This is a genomic window from Lutibacter profundi, from assembly GCF_001543325.1.
Lineage (GTDB): Bacteria > Bacteroidota > Bacteroidia > Flavobacteriales > Flavobacteriaceae > Lutibacter > Lutibacter profundi.
In genome coordinates this window covers 1,384,667-1,405,254 of the sequence record NZ_CP013355.1, presented here as the reverse complement: position 1 = coordinate 1,405,254, position 20,588 = coordinate 1,384,667, and the positions used below count along the sequence as shown (strand labels likewise).

15 protein-coding genes are annotated in these 20,588 nt (G+C 31.3%); 14 read left to right on the top strand and 1 reads right to left on the bottom strand.

All coding sequences use genetic code 11. The features are described 5' to 3' along the window. Positions 1-29: 29 nt before the first annotated feature. From Lupro_RS06240 to Lupro_RS06175, 14 genes are all read left to right on the top strand, one after another. Positions 30-1,022: a glycosyltransferase family 2 protein gene (locus tag Lupro_RS06240; RefSeq protein ID WP_158499554.1), complete on the top strand. Its 993-nt coding sequence runs from the start codon at positions 30-32 to the stop codon at positions 1,020-1,022. Between the two features lie 4 nt (positions 1,023-1,026). Beyond that, complete coding sequence (locus Lupro_RS06235) at positions 1,027-1,965, top strand: ATP-grasp fold amidoligase family protein (RefSeq protein ID WP_068207438.1); 939 nt, start codon at positions 1,027-1,029, stop codon at positions 1,963-1,965. 17 nt (positions 1,966-1,982) lie between these two features. Beyond that, entirely contained in the window at positions 1,983-2,756 is a 774-nt protein-coding gene (locus Lupro_RS06230; protein WP_068207435.1) for a class I SAM-dependent methyltransferase, read from the top strand. After that, on the top strand, positions 2,757-3,917 hold the full coding sequence (locus Lupro_RS06225) for a glycosyltransferase (RefSeq protein WP_068207432.1): 1,161 nt from the start codon (positions 2,757-2,759) through the stop codon (positions 3,915-3,917). 1 nt (position 3,918) lies between these two features. Then, on the top strand, positions 3,919-5,049 hold the full coding sequence (locus Lupro_RS06220; protein WP_068207428.1) for a CapA family protein: 1,131 nt from the start codon (positions 3,919-3,921) through the stop codon (positions 5,047-5,049). Positions 5,050-5,055: 6 nt separating this feature from the next. Then, positions 5,056-6,135, top strand: coding sequence for an EpsG family protein (locus Lupro_RS06215; protein WP_082703869.1), 1,080 nt, complete (start codon positions 5,056-5,058; stop codon positions 6,133-6,135). Next, the gene (locus Lupro_RS06210) at positions 6,135-7,001 is read left to right on the top strand and encodes a glycosyltransferase family 2 protein (RefSeq protein ID WP_068207422.1); all 867 of its coding nucleotides are present in this window, start codon (positions 6,135-6,137) and stop codon (positions 6,999-7,001) included. Before Lupro_RS06215 ends, Lupro_RS06210 begins: the two co-directional genes overlap by 1 nt. A gap of 17 nt (positions 7,002-7,018) precedes the next feature. Beyond that, positions 7,019-8,155: a glycosyltransferase gene (locus Lupro_RS06205; protein ID WP_068207419.1), complete on the top strand. Its 1,137-nt coding sequence runs from the start codon at positions 7,019-7,021 to the stop codon at positions 8,153-8,155. Positions 8,156-8,415: 260 nt separating this feature from the next. Beyond that, complete coding sequence (locus Lupro_RS06200) at positions 8,416-9,360, top strand: MraY family glycosyltransferase (RefSeq protein ID WP_068207416.1); 945 nt, start codon at positions 8,416-8,418, stop codon at positions 9,358-9,360. Between the two features lie 2,288 nt (positions 9,361-11,648). Further along, positions 11,649-12,761 (top strand): DegT/DnrJ/EryC1/StrS family aminotransferase, encoded by a 1,113-nt coding sequence (locus Lupro_RS06195; RefSeq protein ID WP_068207413.1) that lies wholly within the window; start codon positions 11,649-11,651, stop codon positions 12,759-12,761. Position 12,762: 1 nt separating this feature from the next. Next, positions 12,763-14,658, top strand: a complete 1,896-nt coding sequence (locus tag Lupro_RS06190) for a polysaccharide biosynthesis protein (protein ID WP_068207410.1) — start codon at positions 12,763-12,765, stop codon at positions 14,656-14,658. A 127-nt stretch (positions 14,659-14,785) separates the two neighbouring features. Continuing rightward, positions 14,786-15,547 (top strand): polysaccharide biosynthesis/export family protein, encoded by a 762-nt coding sequence (locus Lupro_RS06185; RefSeq protein ID WP_068207408.1) that lies wholly within the window; start codon positions 14,786-14,788, stop codon positions 15,545-15,547. A gap of 11 nt (positions 15,548-15,558) precedes the next feature. Beyond that, a complete protein-coding gene (locus Lupro_RS06180) occupies positions 15,559-17,922 on the top strand; it encodes a GumC family protein (protein ID WP_068207405.1) in 2,364 nt (787 codons plus the stop codon). Positions 17,923-18,324: 402 nt separating this feature from the next. Next, positions 18,325-19,515, top strand: a complete 1,191-nt coding sequence (locus Lupro_RS06175; protein ID WP_068207402.1) for an ATP-binding protein — start codon at positions 18,325-18,327, stop codon at positions 19,513-19,515. 332 nt (positions 19,516-19,847) lie between these two features. On the opposite strand, the gene Lupro_RS06170 is transcribed toward Lupro_RS06175, so the two are convergent. Beyond that, positions 19,848-20,585, bottom strand: coding sequence for a tyrosine-protein phosphatase (locus Lupro_RS06170; RefSeq protein WP_068207400.1), 738 nt, complete (start codon positions 20,583-20,585; stop codon positions 19,848-19,850). Between the last annotated feature and the right edge of the window lie 3 nt (positions 20,586-20,588).

Sequence of the window (20,588 nt, the reverse complement as noted above, 5' to 3'; positions counted from 1 at the left end):
TTTAAATGCGTAAAGAAAGAAACAAACAAATGAAACAACCACTAGTTTCCATAACCATGTCAGTGTACAATGTAGAACAATACCTGCGTAGCAGTTTAGATTGTATTGTAAACCAAACACTTAAAAATATAGAAATTATTTGTATAGATGATGGTTCTACCGACAGTTCGTTGGAAATTTTAAACCAGTATGCCCAAAATGATGCGCGTATAAAGGTAACTGCGAAACCGAATAACGAAGGTTTAGCCGTTGCACGTAATGAAGCTTTGGCACTGGCAACAGGAAAGTATGTTACTTTTGTAGATGGTGACGATTTATTTGACGTTACGATGCTAGAAAAAGCCTATCAATTAGCCGAAAGTGAAGATGCAGACATGGTACTTTGGGATTATATTACCTTTTGGAATCCTACTGAAATTCAAATAAAAAAACAAGTGCCTTCAACATTGTTAAACATTGCTGAAACTAATAAAATAGCCTTATTACAACGCCCAGCTTTTACGTGGATTAAATTAATTAAAACAGCGGTTGCAAAAGAAATAAACATTTCATTTCCAAAAGGGCTAACACGGCAAGATATTCCGGTACATTGGCAATTAATAACGCAATTAAATGCCATTGCGCTACTACCAGAACGGTTGAGTTATTACAGGCAACAGCTACAAGCCACCACACATAAAGCAGATGAGCGTTTGTTTGATTTGGCTACGGTAATGGACAAAACCAAAGCGTACTTAGAACAACATAAGATATACCAAACCTATAAAGAGGAGTTTTTAAGGCAACAACTAAATGTATTGGCCGGAATGTATGATAAGGTGCCAACAAAGTTAAAACCCAAAGCATTAGAATTAATAAAAGAGCGTTTACATGCAGACCAGTTGAACTATATTGAAAGCAACAAGCCTTTACGTTGGCAATCAAAATTATTTTATAAGACCTTAAAGGGTGATATATTAGCTAAAATGAAACAAAATTGTTGGTTGGCAATACGAAGTGTGTATCGGTTTTTTAAACAATAACAACATGAAAAAATTACGTAACATACTTACTCAATTAAAGAATAACAATTTACTGCTGTATTATGTTTGGACAGAATTTGTGCGATTAAAAGGACAAAAAGCACTAAAAAAATACACTGATATAGAGGCCGTAACCAATATGTATTACGCGTATTCTGGGAGCTATCCAAATTTAAAAAATCCAACCTTATTTAGTGAAAAAATGCAATGGTTAAAATTGTATTACCGCAATCCAACAATGCCTATAGCAGCCGATAAATTTGAAGTAAGAGCTTATTTAAAACAAAAGGGCTATGCACATTTGCTAAACAAGTTAATACAAGTGTACGATAATGTAGCGGATATTGATTTAAAAAAATTACCCAACAAATTTGTACTAAAAGCAAGCCATGGCAGTGGTTGGAATTTAATAGTAAAAGATAAAACCACCATAAATTGGTTTTTGTGGAAACGTATTTTAAAAAGCTGGTTAAAACACAATATTTTTTGGAATGGTAGAGAGTGGGTGTATAAAAATATAAAACCACAATTAGTATGTGAACACTATTTGGAAGACAAAAGCGGTGCTTTAATGGATTATAAATTTCATTGTTTTAACGGAAAAGCACAATTTATTCAAGCAAACAATGGTAGAGGTCAAAAAAAACATGCTCAAAATTTTTACGATTTAAATTGGAAGTTGGCGCCTTTTGGAAAAGATTTAACACCTTTGCCAGAGGTACAAATACCAAAGCCTTGCGGGTTTAATGAAATGCTTGTTATTGCAAATGATTTAGCATCAGAGTTTCCCTATACAAGAGTTGATTTTTACGAAGTAAATAAAAAAATTATCTTTGGAGAATTAACCTTTTTTCCTGCAAGCGGTATGCCCGATTTTAAGCCCCAAAAATACGATAAAATATGGGGCGAAATGCTTATTTTACCTAAACAAAAAACCATATAATTTAAGAGTAATAAAAAATGAATTTATCACAAGAACAACAAGTACAAGATAATTTTTATAAATTTCCGTACCATTATGCAGTACAGTTTAAACAATATTTTTCTATGGTTTACCTGTTTGATTGGGGATTAAATTATGCTTCTGCGGTAGAGTTATTGCTTCAAAAAATTGCTAAAAATAACAATGTAAAATCAATTATTGATATTGGTTGTGGCGAAGGAAGACTATCTAGAGAGTTGTGTTTAAAGTTTCCCAATGTTAAAGTAACCGGAGTTGATTATTCAAATCGTCCTATTCAATTAGCAAAGGCTTTGAATTATGAACTAGACATTGAGTTTATTACTGCAAATATTATTGAAGATAAATTACCTCAAAAATACCATGTAGCCACATTAATGGAAGTTTATGAGCATATTGAGCCTAAAAATGCCGAACAGTTTTTAAAAGGTGTGTACAATATTTTGGAAAATAATGGAATTTTACATCTTACCGTACCTCATAAAAATGTACCGGTAGCACCACATCATTTCAGGCATTTTTCTGTTAAAACACTTACTGATGAACTTGAAAAACATTTTGAAATATTAGAAGTAATTCCTTTTGAAAAAATAAGTGCAAAACGAAAATGGTTAATGCGAATTTTTGCCAATAAGGTTTTTATACTCAATCATAAAAAATGCAATAATTGGTTGTACAATTATTATAAAAAAAAGCTTTTTTATGTAAAAGATGAAAGTCAATGCCAACGAATTTATGTGCAATGTAAAAAACGGTTGAAAACCACTATTTAAATGTCAAAAAATAAATTAAAAGTATTGCATGTTACAGGCGCTATGAACCGAGGTGGTGCTGAGGTAATGCTCATGGATATTTTTAGGCATATTTCACCAGATATACAATTTGATTTTTTAATAAATTACAAATTAAAAGAAGGTATTGTAAAAGGTGATTTTGACAATGAAATTTTAGCAAAAGGAGCCACCATAAAACACATTGCTACACAATGGGATTTAGGGCCGTTACACTACATACGTAGGTTTAAAAAAATATACAACGAATTGGGAAAACCTAATGTGGTACACATTCATTTAAACGCAAAATCGGGTATTATTGCGTTGGCAGCAAAACTGGCGGGAGCTTCTAAAATAATTGTGCATTCTCATGCCAATTTAAAATTTAGAGGTTCTAAACTGCGTGTATTGTTTGAAACTATGGAGTTATTCTTTCAAAAAATACTCATTCATTTTTTTGCAACTAATTATTGGGGTGCTTCCGTAGAAGCTAATAAAAGCCTGTTTTATAATAGTTTGGTAACTAAAAATAAAACGGTAGTTATTAACAATGCAGTAGCTGTACATAACTTTCAACAAGTAACAGCACAGCAAGTAACCGCATTTAAAAAATCACTTACTAGTAGCAATAAAACACTGTTATTGGGAAATGTAGGGCGCTTAGTTCGTCATAAAAATGTAGCATTTATGTTGGAAGTTTTAAAAGAATTACAAGCTCAACATATAGATTTTTATTTTGTTTTTGCAGGGCGAATAGATGATGCAGCTTATATGCAAGAAATAAATCAGAAAATAAAAGAGTATCAGCTTACCAAAAAAGTAATACATTTAGGAAATAGAAATGATGTGCCTGTACTTATGAATGCGTTAGATGTGTTTGTAGCGCCGGCACTAAAAGAAGGGTTTGGCTTGGTTGCAGTTGAAGCACAAGCAGCAGGTACACCTTGTATATTGTATAAAGGCTTTCCAAAAAGTGTGGATATGCAGTTAAATTTGGTTACATTTTTAAATACCTTTGAAGCGCCTAAGTGGGCAACGGCTATTTTAGCCGCAAAAGATAAAAAGAACACAAACAAAGAAGCAATTTTACGCAACATAAAAACATTGGGTTTTGATATTGTTGGAAATACAAAACAACTAGAAAATTTGTACAAAAGTTAATATGAAAAAAGAGACTCAAATAGTATTATGCGGAGATATATGTCCAACCAAAGATACCGAGCATTTTTTTAAAACTGCCAACACCAAAGGCTTGTTTAACAATGTACTTCCAATACTACAAAATGCCGATGTATTGGCAGGAAATTTAGAATTTGCACTCACCAATACTTGTACCAAAGTAAGTAAAACGGGGCCTATTTTAAAAGGAACGCCTTCTTTTATAAACCTATTTACCAACGTAGGCTTTACCGCTTTGGGTTTAGCAAATAACCATAGTAAAGATTGTGGTACACTAGGTGTTAAAAGCACCTTAGAAATTTGTAAAAACAACAATATAGCAACGGTAGGAGCAGGTATCAACCAGCAAAAAGCCAAAAAACCGTTGATTATTGAAAAAAACGGCTGGAAAATTGGTATCATGGCATTTGCAGAGCACGAGTTTAATGCAGCCTATAAAAATGAAGCCGGTGCAAATTTACTGGATGTGTTAGATGATTTTGAAGCTATTAAAGCATTTAAAAAACAAGTAGATTATTTAATTGTTTTATTCCACGGAGGTATTGAATATTATAAATATCCAAGTCCGTTGCTACAAAAAAAATGCAGAAAAATGATTGATGCAGGAGTCAATTTTATAACCTGCCAACACAGTCATGTAATTGGTACAGAAGAAGTGTATAAAAACGGGACTATTTTGTACGGACAAGGAAATACCGTGTTTGGATACCGAGAAAATGATAGTAATTGGAACAACGGTTTGTTGGTTCAAATTACACTTAGTAAAAATCCATCAGTCAAATACATCCCTATTTGTGCTACCAATTCAGGAATCACACTAATGAATGCTTTAGAAAGTAAACAAGTGCTTAACAGTATTGCTAAAAGAAAGCAGGAAATTAAAAAAGAAGATTTTATTGAAAATAGTTGGAGTGCTTTTTGTGAAGCTAAAAAAGCGTTGTACTTACCACATTTATTTGGTTTGGGGAGGGTTTTAAATAAGTTAAATAGGATACTTAACAATAGAATTATAAAAGGTTTATACTCAAAAAAACAGTTGGAAATAACACAGAATTTAATTCGTTGCGAATCACATAATGAGGTTATACAAACCCTTCTTAAAAATAAATCATAATTAGTAGTGACTCCTTATTTTATCATATTAGTGTTGGTTGTTTTTCTTGCTTTTATAAGTGAAAACACAAAAGACAAATCTAAAAAAATTAGTAACTATTACAAAGTGCTTATTTTTATAGCGCTTACCTTATTTGCAGGGTTTAGAAGTATAAGTGTGGGGAGTGATACCAATATGTATGCCAACCGATTTGAAAGGCAGTACCTTAGTTTTATGGAGTTGATGACTCAACATACCCGTATAGAAATTGGCTATCGGTTTTTAGAATATATAGCTTCCTTGTTTTCCCATCAATATGTAGCTATTTTACTGGTTACCGCTTCTGTAGTATTGTTTTTTCAGTTAAAAGGCATATATAAGCTATCAGAAAATAGGGCTATTTCTATTTTTGTTTTTATAACTTTTGGTATTTATACCTATGTATTTAACGGAGCAAGGCAAGCGTTAGCAGCAGGTGTTTTTGTGTATGCCATTGTATTTTTAGTACAAGGAAAATTTAAAAAATATGTATTTTGGATTTTAATAGCTTCATTTTTTCATAAATCGGTTATTTTTGGTATTCCCTTGTATTTTTTGTTTAGAACAAAGTTTAGCACCAAACTATTCTTCTTTTTAATAATGGCTACGGTGGTAGTCATCGCTTTTTTCAATGTGTTTATGGGTTACATGACCTTATTTAGTGAACAATATGCAAAATACCAAGACATAGAAGCTACAGGAGGTGCTTATTTAACATTGGCTTTTACCTTACTTTCGTTATTTTTTGTACTTATTAGACCAAAAATACTAACTAGATTTAAAAAAACGTATGATGTATATTTAAATATGTTTTTGTTTGGTACAATGGTTTATGTAATTGTGTATTTTTCAGGAGCTTACATAGAAATGACACGTTTGGCACTTTATTACATACTAACAGCCATGTTTATTTGGCCTATTATTTTTAAAAGCCTTCAGCAAAAAGAAATAGCATTGGTTTTTGTGTTTTTTATAGTGGTGCATATATTCTTTTTCTATATTTTTATAGGTGAAATGGCAAGCTTAAACCCGTATATTGTAAACCCTCAAATACTAAATTTAATTTAATGACACCAGTAACCATAGGCCTTCCTTTTTACAATGCTGAAAAATATTTGGCTGATGCTATTCGCTCGGTTTTTGCACAAACACATCAATATTGGGAGCTTATTTTAATAGATGACGGCTCTACTGATGGCTCACTTGAAATAGCAAAATCGGTACAAGACACCAGAGTACGAGTGTATTCTGATGGGGAAAATAAAAAATTGGCTACGCGATTGAATGAAATTGTGCAATTGGCAAAATTTGATATTATTGCACGTATGGATGCTGATGATTTAATGTCGCCTACACGTATAGAAAAACAGCTAAAAATTTTAGAGCAATACCCCGAAATAGATTTGGTGACTACAGGGTTGTTTTCCGTAACAAATGATTTAAAACTTATTGGTGTACGTTGGCATTATAACACCACAATATCTTTTGATGAAGTGTTAAATAAAAAAGGATGCGGTGTAGTTCATGCAGCAATTATTGGTCGTAAGAGTTGGTTTACGCGAAACCCATATGATACAACCTTAAAGATAGCACAAGATTATGAGTTATGGTTGAGGGCTAGTAGCAAAAATGATTTTAATATTTATTTGTTACAAGAGCCACTCTATTATTACAGAGAGGAAAATAATGCTACTTCTGAGAAGTTATTGATAGCTTATAAAAATGAAAGACAAATGTACAGGAAGTATGGAAAAAGAGATAAAAATAAATTAGTGTTTAAATCGCACTTAAAATCCTTCATTATAAAAATTTTAAAGAGAATAAATCAATTAGAATTACTCCTTAAAAGAAGAAATAGTCTTATTAATAATGAAGATTATTATGATAAGGTTAGATTTGAAATAGAGTGTATAAAATCAACAAAGATTGAATAAATTTTTAAAATAAAATTATGAAGAAGAGAATTTGTTTTGTTGTATCTTCAATACTAACCACTAGATTTTTTTTAGAACATCATATAAAGGTCCTAGCAAAAGAGTACGATATTTATTTAGTTGGTAATTTTTCAGAAGAAGACAAACAAAGTATAAAACATTTTCATTTAAAAGAAATAAAATCAATTCGTATTGAGCGAAAAATAAGTATAATTAAAGATATTCAGTCTGTTATTAGTTTAGCGAATTATATAAATATAATGCAATTTGAAGCCGTCCATTCATTGGCGCCTAAGGCTGGGTTAGTAAGTGCTCTTGCGGGTAAAATATCTAAAACTCCAAATAGAATTCATATTTTCACAGGACAAGTATGGTATACAAAAACAGGAGTTTTTAGATATTTGTTAAAACTATTTGATAAATTAATTGTTACACTTAATACAGAAGTCTTGGTTGATAGTAATTCACAAAGAGATTTTTTGATAAAAGAAGGTGTTGTAACTAAACTTAACTCATCAGTACTAGGTAAAGGGTCAATTAGTGGTGTTGACACTTCTAGGTTTTTTCAAAATCTAACGATAAGAAAACAACTAAGAAATGAATTTAAAATTGATGATGAAGTTATCGTATTTCTATTTATGGGTAGAATTAAGAAAGATAAAGGAATCATTGATTTGGCAAATTCATTTAAATCATTATTAGCAACTAACAAAAAAATATTTTTATTAGTTGTTGGTTATGATGAGGGTAATTGTATAAATGATGTAAGTAAGATAATAGCAAATAAAGAGCATTTTATGTATTATGGAGGAACAACTAATCCAGAAAGATTAATGCAAGCAGGTGATGTGTTTTGTTTGCCTAGCTATAGAGAAGGTTTTGGCACAAGTATTATTGAAGCATCAAGTTGTAAACTGGGTGTTATTTGTAGCGATACTTATGGTTTGAGAGATACAATTATTAATAATGAAACAGGTTTAAGACATAAAGTTGGAGATGTAATAGAATTAACTGAAAAAATGAAATTACTTGCAACTGATATTAATTTAATAAGAACTTTTGGAGAGAAAGGACTTGAGTATGTCACCAAGAATTTTACTGCTAACTATGTTTCAAATGAATGGTTGAAATTTTATAAGAATTTATTAAAGTAAAAGGCAATAAACTATTTGTTACTTTCAGGTACCTTATAATAGTAGCAATACTTTAGGTACGGTTAGTTTAAATGAAATATTACTGTAGATGACACTTATACTTTTGAAATAGGAGATAAAAATAAAAGCAAGTCACAACTAAAAGGAATTTCAAACTCTTTTCTTGTAAAAGATACTATTGAAAATGGAACAGGAACCACTATACCGCTTTGGTTATTTGGTTTTTTATATTAACGAGAATAAAAATATGGAATATATAAATGGAATATATAATTAGTACATTAAGTTTAATATTTTGTGCAGTGATTTATATTAAACTAGCCCAAAAATACAACATAGTTGACAACCCAAACTTTAGAAGCTCACATACTTTACCTACTATTAGAGGTGGAGGTATTCTTTTTTATATAGCCATACTTCTCTTTTTTATCAGCTCTAAATTTCAATACCCCTATTTTATTGCAGGAGTTTCACTTATTGCCTTACTAAGTTTTTTAGATGATTTAATATCGTTAAGTCCTAAAATTAGATTGCCTTTTCAGTTTATAGCAGTATTTCTATTGTTGATAGAACTTCAAATGCATCAGCATCCTATTTGGTTACTCGCTTTATTGTTAGTAATTGGGGTAGGTTTTGTTAATACCTATAATTTTATGGATGGCATTAATGGTATTACGGGTTTGTATAGTTTAGCTGTTTTAGGAGGCTTATTTTTTATAAATGTAAAAGAACAGTTTATAGACAGTCGGCTTATTGTGTTTAGCATAATAGCACTGCTGGTTTTTGGCTATTATAATTTTAGAAAAAAAGCCCGTTTTTTTGCTGGTGATATAGGAAGTATTACCATAGCAATGTTAATACTGTTTTTAGTTTTAAAATTCATAGTTCATTTACAAGCTCCTGTATTGGTACTTTTGGTATTGGTTTATGGTGTAGATGGTGTATTAACCATTTTATACCGTATGTGTTTAAAAGAATCTATTACACAAGCACACAGGCATCATATCTACCAAAAATTGGTTGATAAAGCACATTGGTCTCATTTAAAAGTAGCAGGTGTGTATGCGTTGGTTCAGTTGCTACTAAATGTTGTGGTAATTTATAGTTATCAATTGGCATTTATAGCACAGTTGGGCATTGTAGTAGCTATTGTTTTAAGCATGGCTATTTGTTACCTATTCGTATTTAATACTTTAAAAAAGTAGTGTCACTTCGAGCCTGCCTTGCCGGTAGGCAGGTGATTTTCGGAGAAAATTGTATCGAGAAGTAGTTTGTAAGGTGAATAATTCTCGATACACCTTCATTCCACTGCGGCACTAGAACAGACGAACCCATCCGTCATCCTATGTTTGTATAAGATGCTGGTAATTATTCAAACGGCCTATCGAGACTTTAGCGTAAAATTTGCGATGAAAATTTCGCAATAAATTTCAGACTGTTAGAGCTTTACGAATTGTAAAAACAGTTAAAAACCACTAAAGCGAGTTTCTGAAATTTAGAAATTGAATAAAAAATTTAGGGAAAGTATCGTAAGCCTAGATTTTTGAATACTTTTTATCAATGAAAAAGTATTGGACAATGCAAAAAGGATAGTAAGTAAAAGAGAGAAATGGTTATTTCAAATAATTAGTTCTCGATACACCTTCGTTTCACTACGGCACTAGAACAGACGAACCCATCCGTCATCCTATGTTTGTATAGGATGCTGATAATTATTCAAGCGGCCTATCGAGACTTTAGCGTAAAATTTGCGATGAAAATTTCGCAATAAATTTCAGACTGTTAGAGCTTTACGCATTATAAAACCAGTTAAAAACTACTAAGGCGAGTTTCTGAAATTTAGAAATTGAATAAAAAATTTAGGGAAAGTATCGTAAGCCTAGATTTTTGAATACTTTTTATCAATGAAAAAGTATTGGGCAATGCAAAAAGGATAGTAAGTAAAAGAAAAAATGTTTATTTCAAATAATTAGTTCTCGATATACCTTCATTTCATTACGGCACTTGAACAGACGAACCCATCCGTCATCCTATGTTTGTATAGGATGCTGGTAATTATTCAAACGGCCTATCGAGACTTTAGCGTAAAATTTGCGATGAAAATTTCGTAACAAATTTCAGACTGTTAGAGCTTTACGAATTATAAAACAGTTAAAAACTACTAAAGCGAGTTTCTGAAATTTAGAAATTGAATAAAAAATTTAGGGAAAGTATCGTAAGCCTAGATTTTTGAATACTTTTTATCAATGAAAAAGTATTGGACAATGCAAAAAGGATAGTAAGTAAAAGAGAGAAATGGTTATTTCAAATAATTAGTTCTCGATACACCTTCATTTCATTACGGCACTAGAACAGACGAACCCATCCGTCATCCTATGTTTGTATAGGATGCTGATAATTATTCAAGCGGCCTATCGAGACTTTAGCGTAAAATTTGCGATGAAAATTTCGCAATAAATTTCAGACTGTTAGAGCTTTACGCATTATAAAACCAGTTAAAAACTACTAAGGCGAGTTTCTGAAATTTAGAAATTGAATAAAAAATTTAGGGAAAGTATCGTAAGCCTAGATTTTTGAATACTTTTTATCAATGAAAAAGTATTGGACAATGTAAGAAAGGACAGTAAGTAAAAGAAAGAAATGGTTATTTCAAATAATTAGTTCTCGATACACCTTCATTTCATTACGGCACTAGAACAGACGAACCCATCCGTCATCCTATGTTTGTATAGGATGCTGGTAATTATTCAAGCGGCCTATCGAGACTTTAGCGTAAAATTTGCGATGAAAATTTCGCAACAAATTTCAGACTGTTAGAGCTTTACGAATTGTAAAAACAGTTAAAAACTACTAAAGCGAGTTTCTGAAATTTAGAAATTGAATAAAAAATTTAGGGAAAGTATCGTAAGCCTAGATTTTTGAATACTTTTTATCAATGAAAAAGTATTGGACAATGCAAAAAGGATAGTAAGTAAAAGAGAGAAATGGTTATTTCAAATAATTAGTTCTCGATACAGCTTCATTTCATTACGGCACTCGAACTGACAGCAGTTTTATGTTGTATTTGATTCCTATTGTTATTTCAAGCCTGCTTTGCCAGTAGGCAGGTAATTTACATTTTTAACAACGAATTTATACGTCATTTCGCATAGAGAAACAACAAAGCAAGCTGTTTCTAAATAGCTCCAACCCTAATTTTGTATTGACAATAACAAATTCTGAAACAAATTAGCGGTAACGAATTAAATTAAAAAAAGAGCTTATTTCATCATTATCAACTCGACTGCACGACCGCAAGACCCCAAGACTGCACGACTGCAAAACCAAGATAACCCCTTATTTATAAGATAATAGCAGGCACAAAAAGAACTTCATTAAAAAAATGAAATAATTACAAACGATATACGTTTTAAAATTAACGTTGTAGGGCTACAATTTAGAATAGTTATAATAAAAAAATATAGTACTTTCACGCCGAAATTGAAAAATAAGAATGAATAAGAAAGTTTGGCTATCGCCTCCTCATATGGGTGGCGGAGAACAAAAATACATACAAGAAGCATTTGATACCAATTGGATAGCTCCCGTGGGAATAAATATTACTGAATTTGAAAGAGGGATTGAAAAATATTTAAAAGGTAAAAAGAAGGTAGTAGCATTAAGTTCGGGTACGGCGGCCATCCATTTGGCATTGGTATTATTGAAAGTGCAACAGGGAGATGAGGTATTGTGCCAAAGTTTTACATTTTCGGCAACTGCAAACTCAATTACGTATGTAGGAGCTACACCTGTTTTTATAGACAGTGAGTCAGAAACTTGGAACATGTGCCCAGTTTTGTTAGAAAAAGCCATTAATGAGCGTATGGAGGCGGGCAAAAAACCAAAAGCCATTATTGCAGTTCACTTATATGGAATGCCGTATAATGTGGAGAAAATTAAAGCAATTGGTAAAAAATATGAAATTCCAATTATTGAGGATGCAGCAAGTGCTTTAGGAAGTATGGTAAACAAGCAGCAATGTGGAACTTTTGGCGATTATGGAATTTTATCGTTCAATGGTAATAAAATAATCACAACATCTGGAGGAGGAGCACTAATTTGCAAAGATGATAAAACCAAAGACAAGGCTATATTTTTAGCAACGCAGGCGAGAGATGAAGCACCGCATTACCAACATTCGCACATTGGTTATAATTATAGAATGAGTAATGTACTTGCGGGAATTGGGCGAGGACAGTTAGAAGTATTGGAAGAAAGAGTTAAAGCAAGGAGACGAATATTTAATTTTTATAAAAAAACCTTAAAACACACGCGCTTTCAATTTTTAGAAGAACCTGTTGGTTATACTTCAAACAGGTGGCTAACCTGTGTTTTAACCGATTCGTACAGCATAAGAGAAAAAATTCGTGTATCTTTATCGCATCAAAATATTGAGTGTAGGCCATTGTGGAAGCCAATGCACTTGCAGCCAGTATTTAAAAATTGCCTAAGTTATAAGAATGGAATTTCAGAAGAACTATTTGAAAAGGGGCTTTGTTTACCAAGTGGTTCTAATATTACTGAGGAAGAGTTGAATAGAATTGTAGGGGTTCTAAAAGATTTTTAGGATGCTAAAAAAAGGATTAAAAAAACTAATAAGTAAAAATGCACCTAGGTGGCTTGTATTGATAATTGATATTTATATTGTTACCAATACATTCTTTTTGGCATATTTTATTCGATTTAATTTCACATTAAATTTTGACAGATCGGCTTTGCTAGTTCAATTGCCGTATGTAATTACAGCAGCTTTAGTAAGTTTTTTAATAATAGGATCCTACAAAGGTATTATTAGACATACAGGAGTTAAAGATGCTATCCATGTTTTTTTAGCAAATATGCTTATGTTAGCCTTATTAGGAGGCTTTGTAATTTTAAATCGAAACTTTAATCTGATAGCTAAGTTTACAATTCCTTTGTCAATTTTAGTCATTCACTTTTTATTAAATACCATTGCATTAATTGTAAGTAGGTATTTGTTTAAAGAAATTTACAGGTACTTGATTTCTGATATTAAATCGAACAAACGAATCTTAATTTACGGAGCTGGTGATGCAGGTTTATTAACCTACTCAGTATTGACAGAAGATAAAGATAATGACATTCAAGTAGTTGGTTTTATGGATGATGACAACAATAAAAGAGGCAAACAAATTAACGGATTGAAGGTGTATGAATTAAAAAATATAACACCAAAATTTGTGCTTGAAAAAAAAATAGATGAAATTATTATTTCCATTCAAAAAATAAAACCACTTCGTTTAATTGAAATTGTAGATAAGTTATCATCACTTTCTGTTAAAGTTAAAATTGTACCTCCTGTAAAAAATTGGATTGAAAATAAATTAAACCCTCAGCAAATTAAATCGGTTCATATTGAAGATTTATTGGGAAGAGATCCAATAGCCTTAGACAATTCAATTTTAAAAAAAGAATTTAACAATAAAGTAGTACTAATTACAGGAGCTGCCGGTTCAATAGGAAGTGAAATAGCGAGGCAAATAACTAATTTTAAGTACCAAAAGCTTATTTTAATTGATCAGTCAGAATCTGAATTGTATAATTTACAGCAGTATTTTATTCATAAAAAAACACAAAATATAACAGCCATTGTTGCAGATATTCGAACTAAAAAAAGAATGGAAAGTATTGTACAAGAATATCAACCAACAATTATTTTTCATGCAGCAGCTTATAAGCATGTGCCTCTTATGGAAGACAACCCTTATGAGGCGGTGCGGGTAAATGTAATGGGTACAAAAATAATGGCAGATTTAGCAATAAAGTATACTGTTGATAAATTTGTAATGGTATCTACAGATAAGGCGGTAAACCCAACAAATGTTATGGGAGCTACCAAACGAATTGCTGAAATGTATATAAACGCTGTTAATAATAAAGGGAAAACAAAATTTATAACTACACGGTTTGGAAATGTATTGGGGTCTAACGGTTCTGTAATTCCTATTTTTCAATCACAAATAAAAAATGGAGGCCCTTTAACGGTAACACATAAAGAAATTACACGCTATTTTATGACCATTCCTGAAGCCTGCCAATTGGTATTAGAAGCTGGAGCTATGGGAAGTGGAGGTGAAATTTTTGTGTTTGATATGGGAGAATCTATTAAAATATACGACTTAGCTTTGAATATGATTCGCCTCTCTGGATTAAACCATCCTGAAGATATAGATATTCAAATTACGGGATTGCGCCCTGGTGAAAAAATTAAAGAAGAATTGTTGGGTAATGGAGAAAATACCACAGCAACTTACCATGATAAAATAATGATTGCAACAGTTAAAAAGATAGAATCATCTTTGGTAACTAAGCAAATTAATGAATTGTGTAATTTTAACAACGAATTAAATTTTGAGTTAATAGTGGTTAAAATGAAAGAAATTGTACCTGAATTTATTTCGAATAATTCAAAGTATGAAATGTTAGATAAAGCAATAAACTAAGAGTAAAGGGTGTTTTATAAAACTAAAACAACTTCAAACTTCAAAAAAAAGAAAAGTAAATAACAACTAAAAATTGTATATTGTTACCCTTTAAAATATCCCAATTATAAATATAATAAGTTGAAAAATGCAAATGAAAAATATGTTTATTAAATACCTGTTAATTTTAAGTGTTGTACTCACAGTTACATCTTGCGTTTCAACAAAAAAAATAGTGTATTTCCAAGATGTTGACGGTGTAATTGAAAATGAAACCATTGCAGCATTTGAGCCAAAAATACAAAAGGGAGATATTCTAAAAATCAATGTCTCTGCTATAGACACTGAAGCTGCTACTCCATTTAATTTATACGAATCAGCGGGTGCTACAAGTTCAAAACAACTAACGTATTTGGTAGATGTAGATGGGAATATAAATTTTCCAGTACTTGGAAAAATAAAAGTAGAAGGCTTTTCTAATAAACAAATAACCAATAATTTAACCCAACTATTGAGTAGCTATATTAAAAATCCAGTTGTAAATGTTAGATTAATCAATTTTAAAATTACCGTATTGGGAGAGGTAAAATCGCCAGGTACTTACACCGTACCAAACGAGCGAATTTCAATTTTGGGAGCTATTGGTTTGGCAGGAGATTTAAGTATTCAAGGGAAGAGAAAAACAGTTATTATTGTGCGAGAAGAAGAGGGGAAAAGGAAACTAATTACGATGGATTTATCGAACAAAAAATTATTGAACTCTCCTTATTTTTATTTAGCACAAAATGATGTTATTTATGTAGAACCAAATAAAGCAAAAATTAATTCTTCGGCTGTTGGAGCCAATGCAGGAATCATTATTTCTTCCATATCTACCGTAATTTCTTTAATAGCAATACTTACTCGATAAAAATTAGTGATATGCAAGAAGAAAACCCAATAAATTCTATCAACTTTAATAACGAATCCATTAATATACGTGAAGAAATTGAAAAGTATTTGTATCACTGGAAATGGTTTGTAGTAGGTGTTGTTTTAGCGGTGTCATTAGCCTTTTTTTATTTGAGGTATACCGCAAATCAATATGAAGTATCCACAACCATATTAATTGACGATAAAGATAATGGTGGATTAGCTTCAGAACTATCGGCTTTTGAAGATTTAGGACTTATAGGAAACTCTAAAACCTCTTTAGACAATGAGATAGAGTTATTAAAATCTAGAACTTTATTAGAAAGAGTGGTAAAAGATTTAGGTATTAATGTTACTTATTTTATACAAGGAAGAGTTATAGAATCTGAAATGTACACAAATAGTGTTCCTTTTAAAATTAACTTTTTTAGAAAAGATTTTAAATTTTACAATTTAGATACCTTATTTAAAGTTAAAATAGTATCTCCAACAAATTTTGTAATTGAAGATGCAGACGGAAACAAAATGGCTGAACATGCTTTTGGAGAGAATATGAGTACCAATATAGGAGATATTATAATTACACCTAAAAATATAAATAAAGTTAAAGCTGGAGATGAAGTAATTGTTAAAATAAGCTCACTAAAAAATGTAATTGATTTATATACAAGTAAGATCCAAATTCAACCAGCAAATAAAAATTCAAGTGTTATTAAATTAACATTAAAAGATCCGGTTAAATTAAAAGCACAAGCAATTTTAGATAATTTAGTTACCCAATATAATAATGATGCTGTTGAAGATAAAAGTGTAATTGCAAAAAACACCAATAAATTTATAAATAGAAGATTGGAAATAATTACCAAAGAATTATCGGCTGTTGATAAAGGTGTTGAAGTATTTAAAACAAAGAATAAACTCACAGATATTGCCTCTGAAGCATCCTTAATTTTACAAACCAATGCTGAACTTGAAAACAGAATACTCGATATTACTACACAGTTAAAGCTGGTAGATTATATGAATGAGTTTATTACCAATAGTATTGAAGAATTAATACCAGCTAATTTAGGATTAACAGATGGTTCTATAAGTGAGAGTATTTTAAAATATAATGAATTGTTTTTAGAACGCAATAGAATATTAAAAAGTTCAAGCAAACAAAATCCTGTAATTATAAATTTAGAAGATCAAATTGAACAATTACACGGGGGGATAATACAAAGTCTGCTTAATTTAAAATCATCATTGGCAATAACACTAAATACACTTAAAAGTCAGGAACATAGAATTAACTCAAAAATAAAAGCTGTTCCCAGACAAGAAAAAGAATACAGAGATATTCAACGTCAGCAACAAATTATGGAGTCGCTGTATTTGTATTTACTACAAAAAAGAGAAGAAAATGCTATTTCATTGGCGGTAACATTACCCAATGCTAAAATTATAGATAAAGCTTATGGTAGTAATGCCCCTGTTGAACCTAAAAGGAGAATGGTATATTTAGCGGCGCTATTAGTAGGGTTAATTGTGCCGTTTAGTTGGATATACTTATTGTTTTTGCTAGATAATAAGGTGCATACCCGTAAAGATGTAGAAGCAGTTGTGAAAGCACCAATTTTAGGAGAAATACCTAGAACGAAGTCTGAACACAAAGTGGTGGTAACAGATTTAGATAGGGGAAGTGTTGCTGAGTCTTTTAGACTGTTAAGAACAAATGTAAACTTTATGCTTTCTGGAGTTAAAGAAGGGGCAAAAACTATTTTTGTTACTTCAACTATTGCTAGTGAAGGAAAAACATTTATTGCCATTAATTTAGCTTCTGTGCTGGCTTTATCAAATAAAAAAGTATTGTTGATAGGTGCAGATATTCGAAAACCAAAAATTGCCGAGTATTTAGGTGTGCCAAAATCAGTTAAAGGATTGTCTCATTTTTTGATGGATACTAATTTAAAAGTAACGGAGGTTATTGAGCATATTCAAAAATTCAATTTCGATATATTAGAGTCTGGAATTATGGCGCCTAACCCATCAGAATTGTTAATGAACGGGCGTTTTGAGGAAGTACTAGCCTATGGTAAAGAAAACTATGATTATGTAATTGTAGACACGGCACCAACGTATGTAGTTACAGATACATTGTTACTAGGGCATCATGCAGATTTATTTATTTACGTGGTAAGAGCCGATTATTTAGATAAACGATTGTTAGATTTTCCTAAAATAATGTATGAAAATAAACGCTTGCCAAATATGTCTATTTTAATTAACAATACCGATTCAGAAAAAGGTTATGGTTACGGTTATGGCTACGGATACGGTTATAATGAATCCATCTCTAAAAAACCTTGGTGGAAGAGAATATGGAGTTGAGAGAGGTAAGCCCTTCGGCTCCGCTCAGGGTGAGAAGTGAGGAGTGAGAAGTGAGGAGTGAAGAGTGAAGAGTGAGAAGTGAGCCCTTCGACTGCGCTCAGGATAAAAAGTGAGAAACCGTCATTGCGAGTGCAAGGAAGCAATCTCATGTTCAAAACTATAAATCAAAAGATTACCACGTCGCTTAGCTCCTCGTAATGACGCTACATTTTGTCAGTTCAAGTAATTTTTCGAAATGGAATGAAGAAAAATAGTATGGAGAACTGTTTTAAAAAGTAAGCCCTTCGGCTCCGCTTAGGACAAAAGGGAAAAATAGAAATAAAAAAAGAGTAACAATACATAAAACACTAATTACGTCAATAAGCATATTTTATGTATATTTGCTTATTGTGGTAAGCAGTAATGGATAATATAATAGAAAAATTCAACAGAAAATTAAATGCTACCTCCCTCAAATTTGTGCGTAGTATCATGCATGAAATTGATTGGAGCACTCGGCTTATTGGTATTAGAGGAGCAAGAGGCGTTGGTAAAACAACCCTCCTTTTACAATACATCAAAAAAAACCTTCCACTTAGTTTAAGTCTTTATATAAGTTTAGATAATATATGGTTTGCTGAAAATAAATTAACTAATTTGACAGATGAATTTGTAAAAAAAGGAGGGCAATTTCTTTTTATAGATGAAGTACACAAGTACCCAAATTGGGCGCAAGAAATAAAAAATATCTACGATGATTACCCTGAGCTAAAAATTGTTTTTACTGGTTCTTCATTGTTAGAAATTTTAAATGCTCGTGCTGACCTTAGCCGAAGAGCAATCATGTATACTATGCAAGGCCTCTCCTATAGAGAATTTCTTAATTTAGAGTTACAAATGGATTTGCCAGCATTTTCTTTTAAAGAAATTGTATCAAATCATGTAGAGATAGCACAAAAAATTAACAAACAAATTAAACCCTTTCAGTATTTTGAGACGTATTTAAAAACAGGATATTATCCTTTTTTTCAAGAAAGCAAAAAGCTTTATCATCAGCGCATAGAAGAAGTAATTAATCTTATTTTAGAGATTGAATTGCCCTTGCTTAGAAAAGTAGATATTGGTTATGTTATAAAAATAAAGCAATTATTACAAATTATTGCTGAATCGGTTCCCTTTATGCCTAATGTTAAAAAGCTAAGCGAACGTATTGAAATTAATAGAAATACCTTGGTAAGTTATTTGTTTTTTCTTCAGGAAGCTCATCTCACAAAAAATTTATACAAAGATGCTAAAGGAATTACCCAGCTACAAAAACCATCTAAAATATATCTTGAAAATACCAACTTGCAATTTACCTTTTCAAATTTAAATAGCAACGTAGGTAATTTACGTGAAACCTTTTTTATAAATCAGGTAAATTATAAACACCAAGTAGAATATGTAGATGAAGGTGATTTTTTAATCGATAGAAAATATACAATTGAAATAGGTGGAACTAACAAAACAACAAAACAAATTAAACACATTAAAAATAGCTTTCTTGTATTAGATAACATAGAATATGGTAATTCAAATAAAATTCCATTATGGTTATTTGGGTTTTTGTATTAGAAGTGAGCCCTTCGGCTCCGCTCAGGATAAAAAGTGAAGAGTGAGAAGTGAGAAGTGAGCCCTTCGGCTCCGCTCAGGATAAAAAGTGAGAAACCGTCATTGCGAGTGCAAGGAAGCAATCTCATGTTCAAAACTATAAATCAAAAGATTACCACGTCGCTAGCTCCTCGTAATGACGCTACATTTTGTCAGTTCAAATAATTTTTCGAAAAGGAATGAAGAAAAATAGTATCGAGAATTATTTTAAAAAGCGAATCCTTCAATAACTCCACCGCCTGACTGCAAGACCCCAAACTACAAGATAACATATTTGTTTATTTAGAGCAGGTATTTCACTTAAATTCAGCATTGTTTTTAAAAATAGGAGCAATTAATTTTAAAATCTTAGGGTTGTTAATACTTTCTAGGTAGCTTAAATGTCTATTCGCATGAGTATCTGTACCTACAAAATCAATTAAATTATCTTCTAAAAGTCGTAATGCAATTTTGTGTGTATCTTTTCCGTAGTAGTTTGAAAGTGATAGTAGGTTAAGTTGAAACAGGCAACCTGCCTCTTTTAATTTTGCATATTCGTTGTGTTTTTTATGGAAGAATGAATACCGTTCAGGATGCGCCAAAATAGGTTGGTAGCCTGCTATTTGAATGTTAAAGAGAATTTCATATAAATTTACAGGAGGATTTATATACGACATTTCAATCAGAATTTTAGTGTCTTTGAGAGGTAGTAATTGTTGTTGTTCTAGCAAGCGGTTAAAATTACTATCTAACATATATTCTGCGGCAGCACGTATTGAAATATCAGTTAAATTATGTGATTCTAATTCGCTTTTTAAGGCTGTTAATTTTGGTAAAATGGTGTCTATTGAATTTTCCCAAACACCCTCCATAATATGAGGAGTAATTATAAAATTTTGAATACCATAACCGCGCATTTTTTTTATAAGGGCAATGGTTTCATCCATATTTTTTGAGCCATCATCAATGCCAGGCAACAAATGAGAATGTATGTCAACAAACTCATTAGTGAAGAGTGTTGTAATTGAAACTTTATTTTTAAAAAATGATAGCATAAA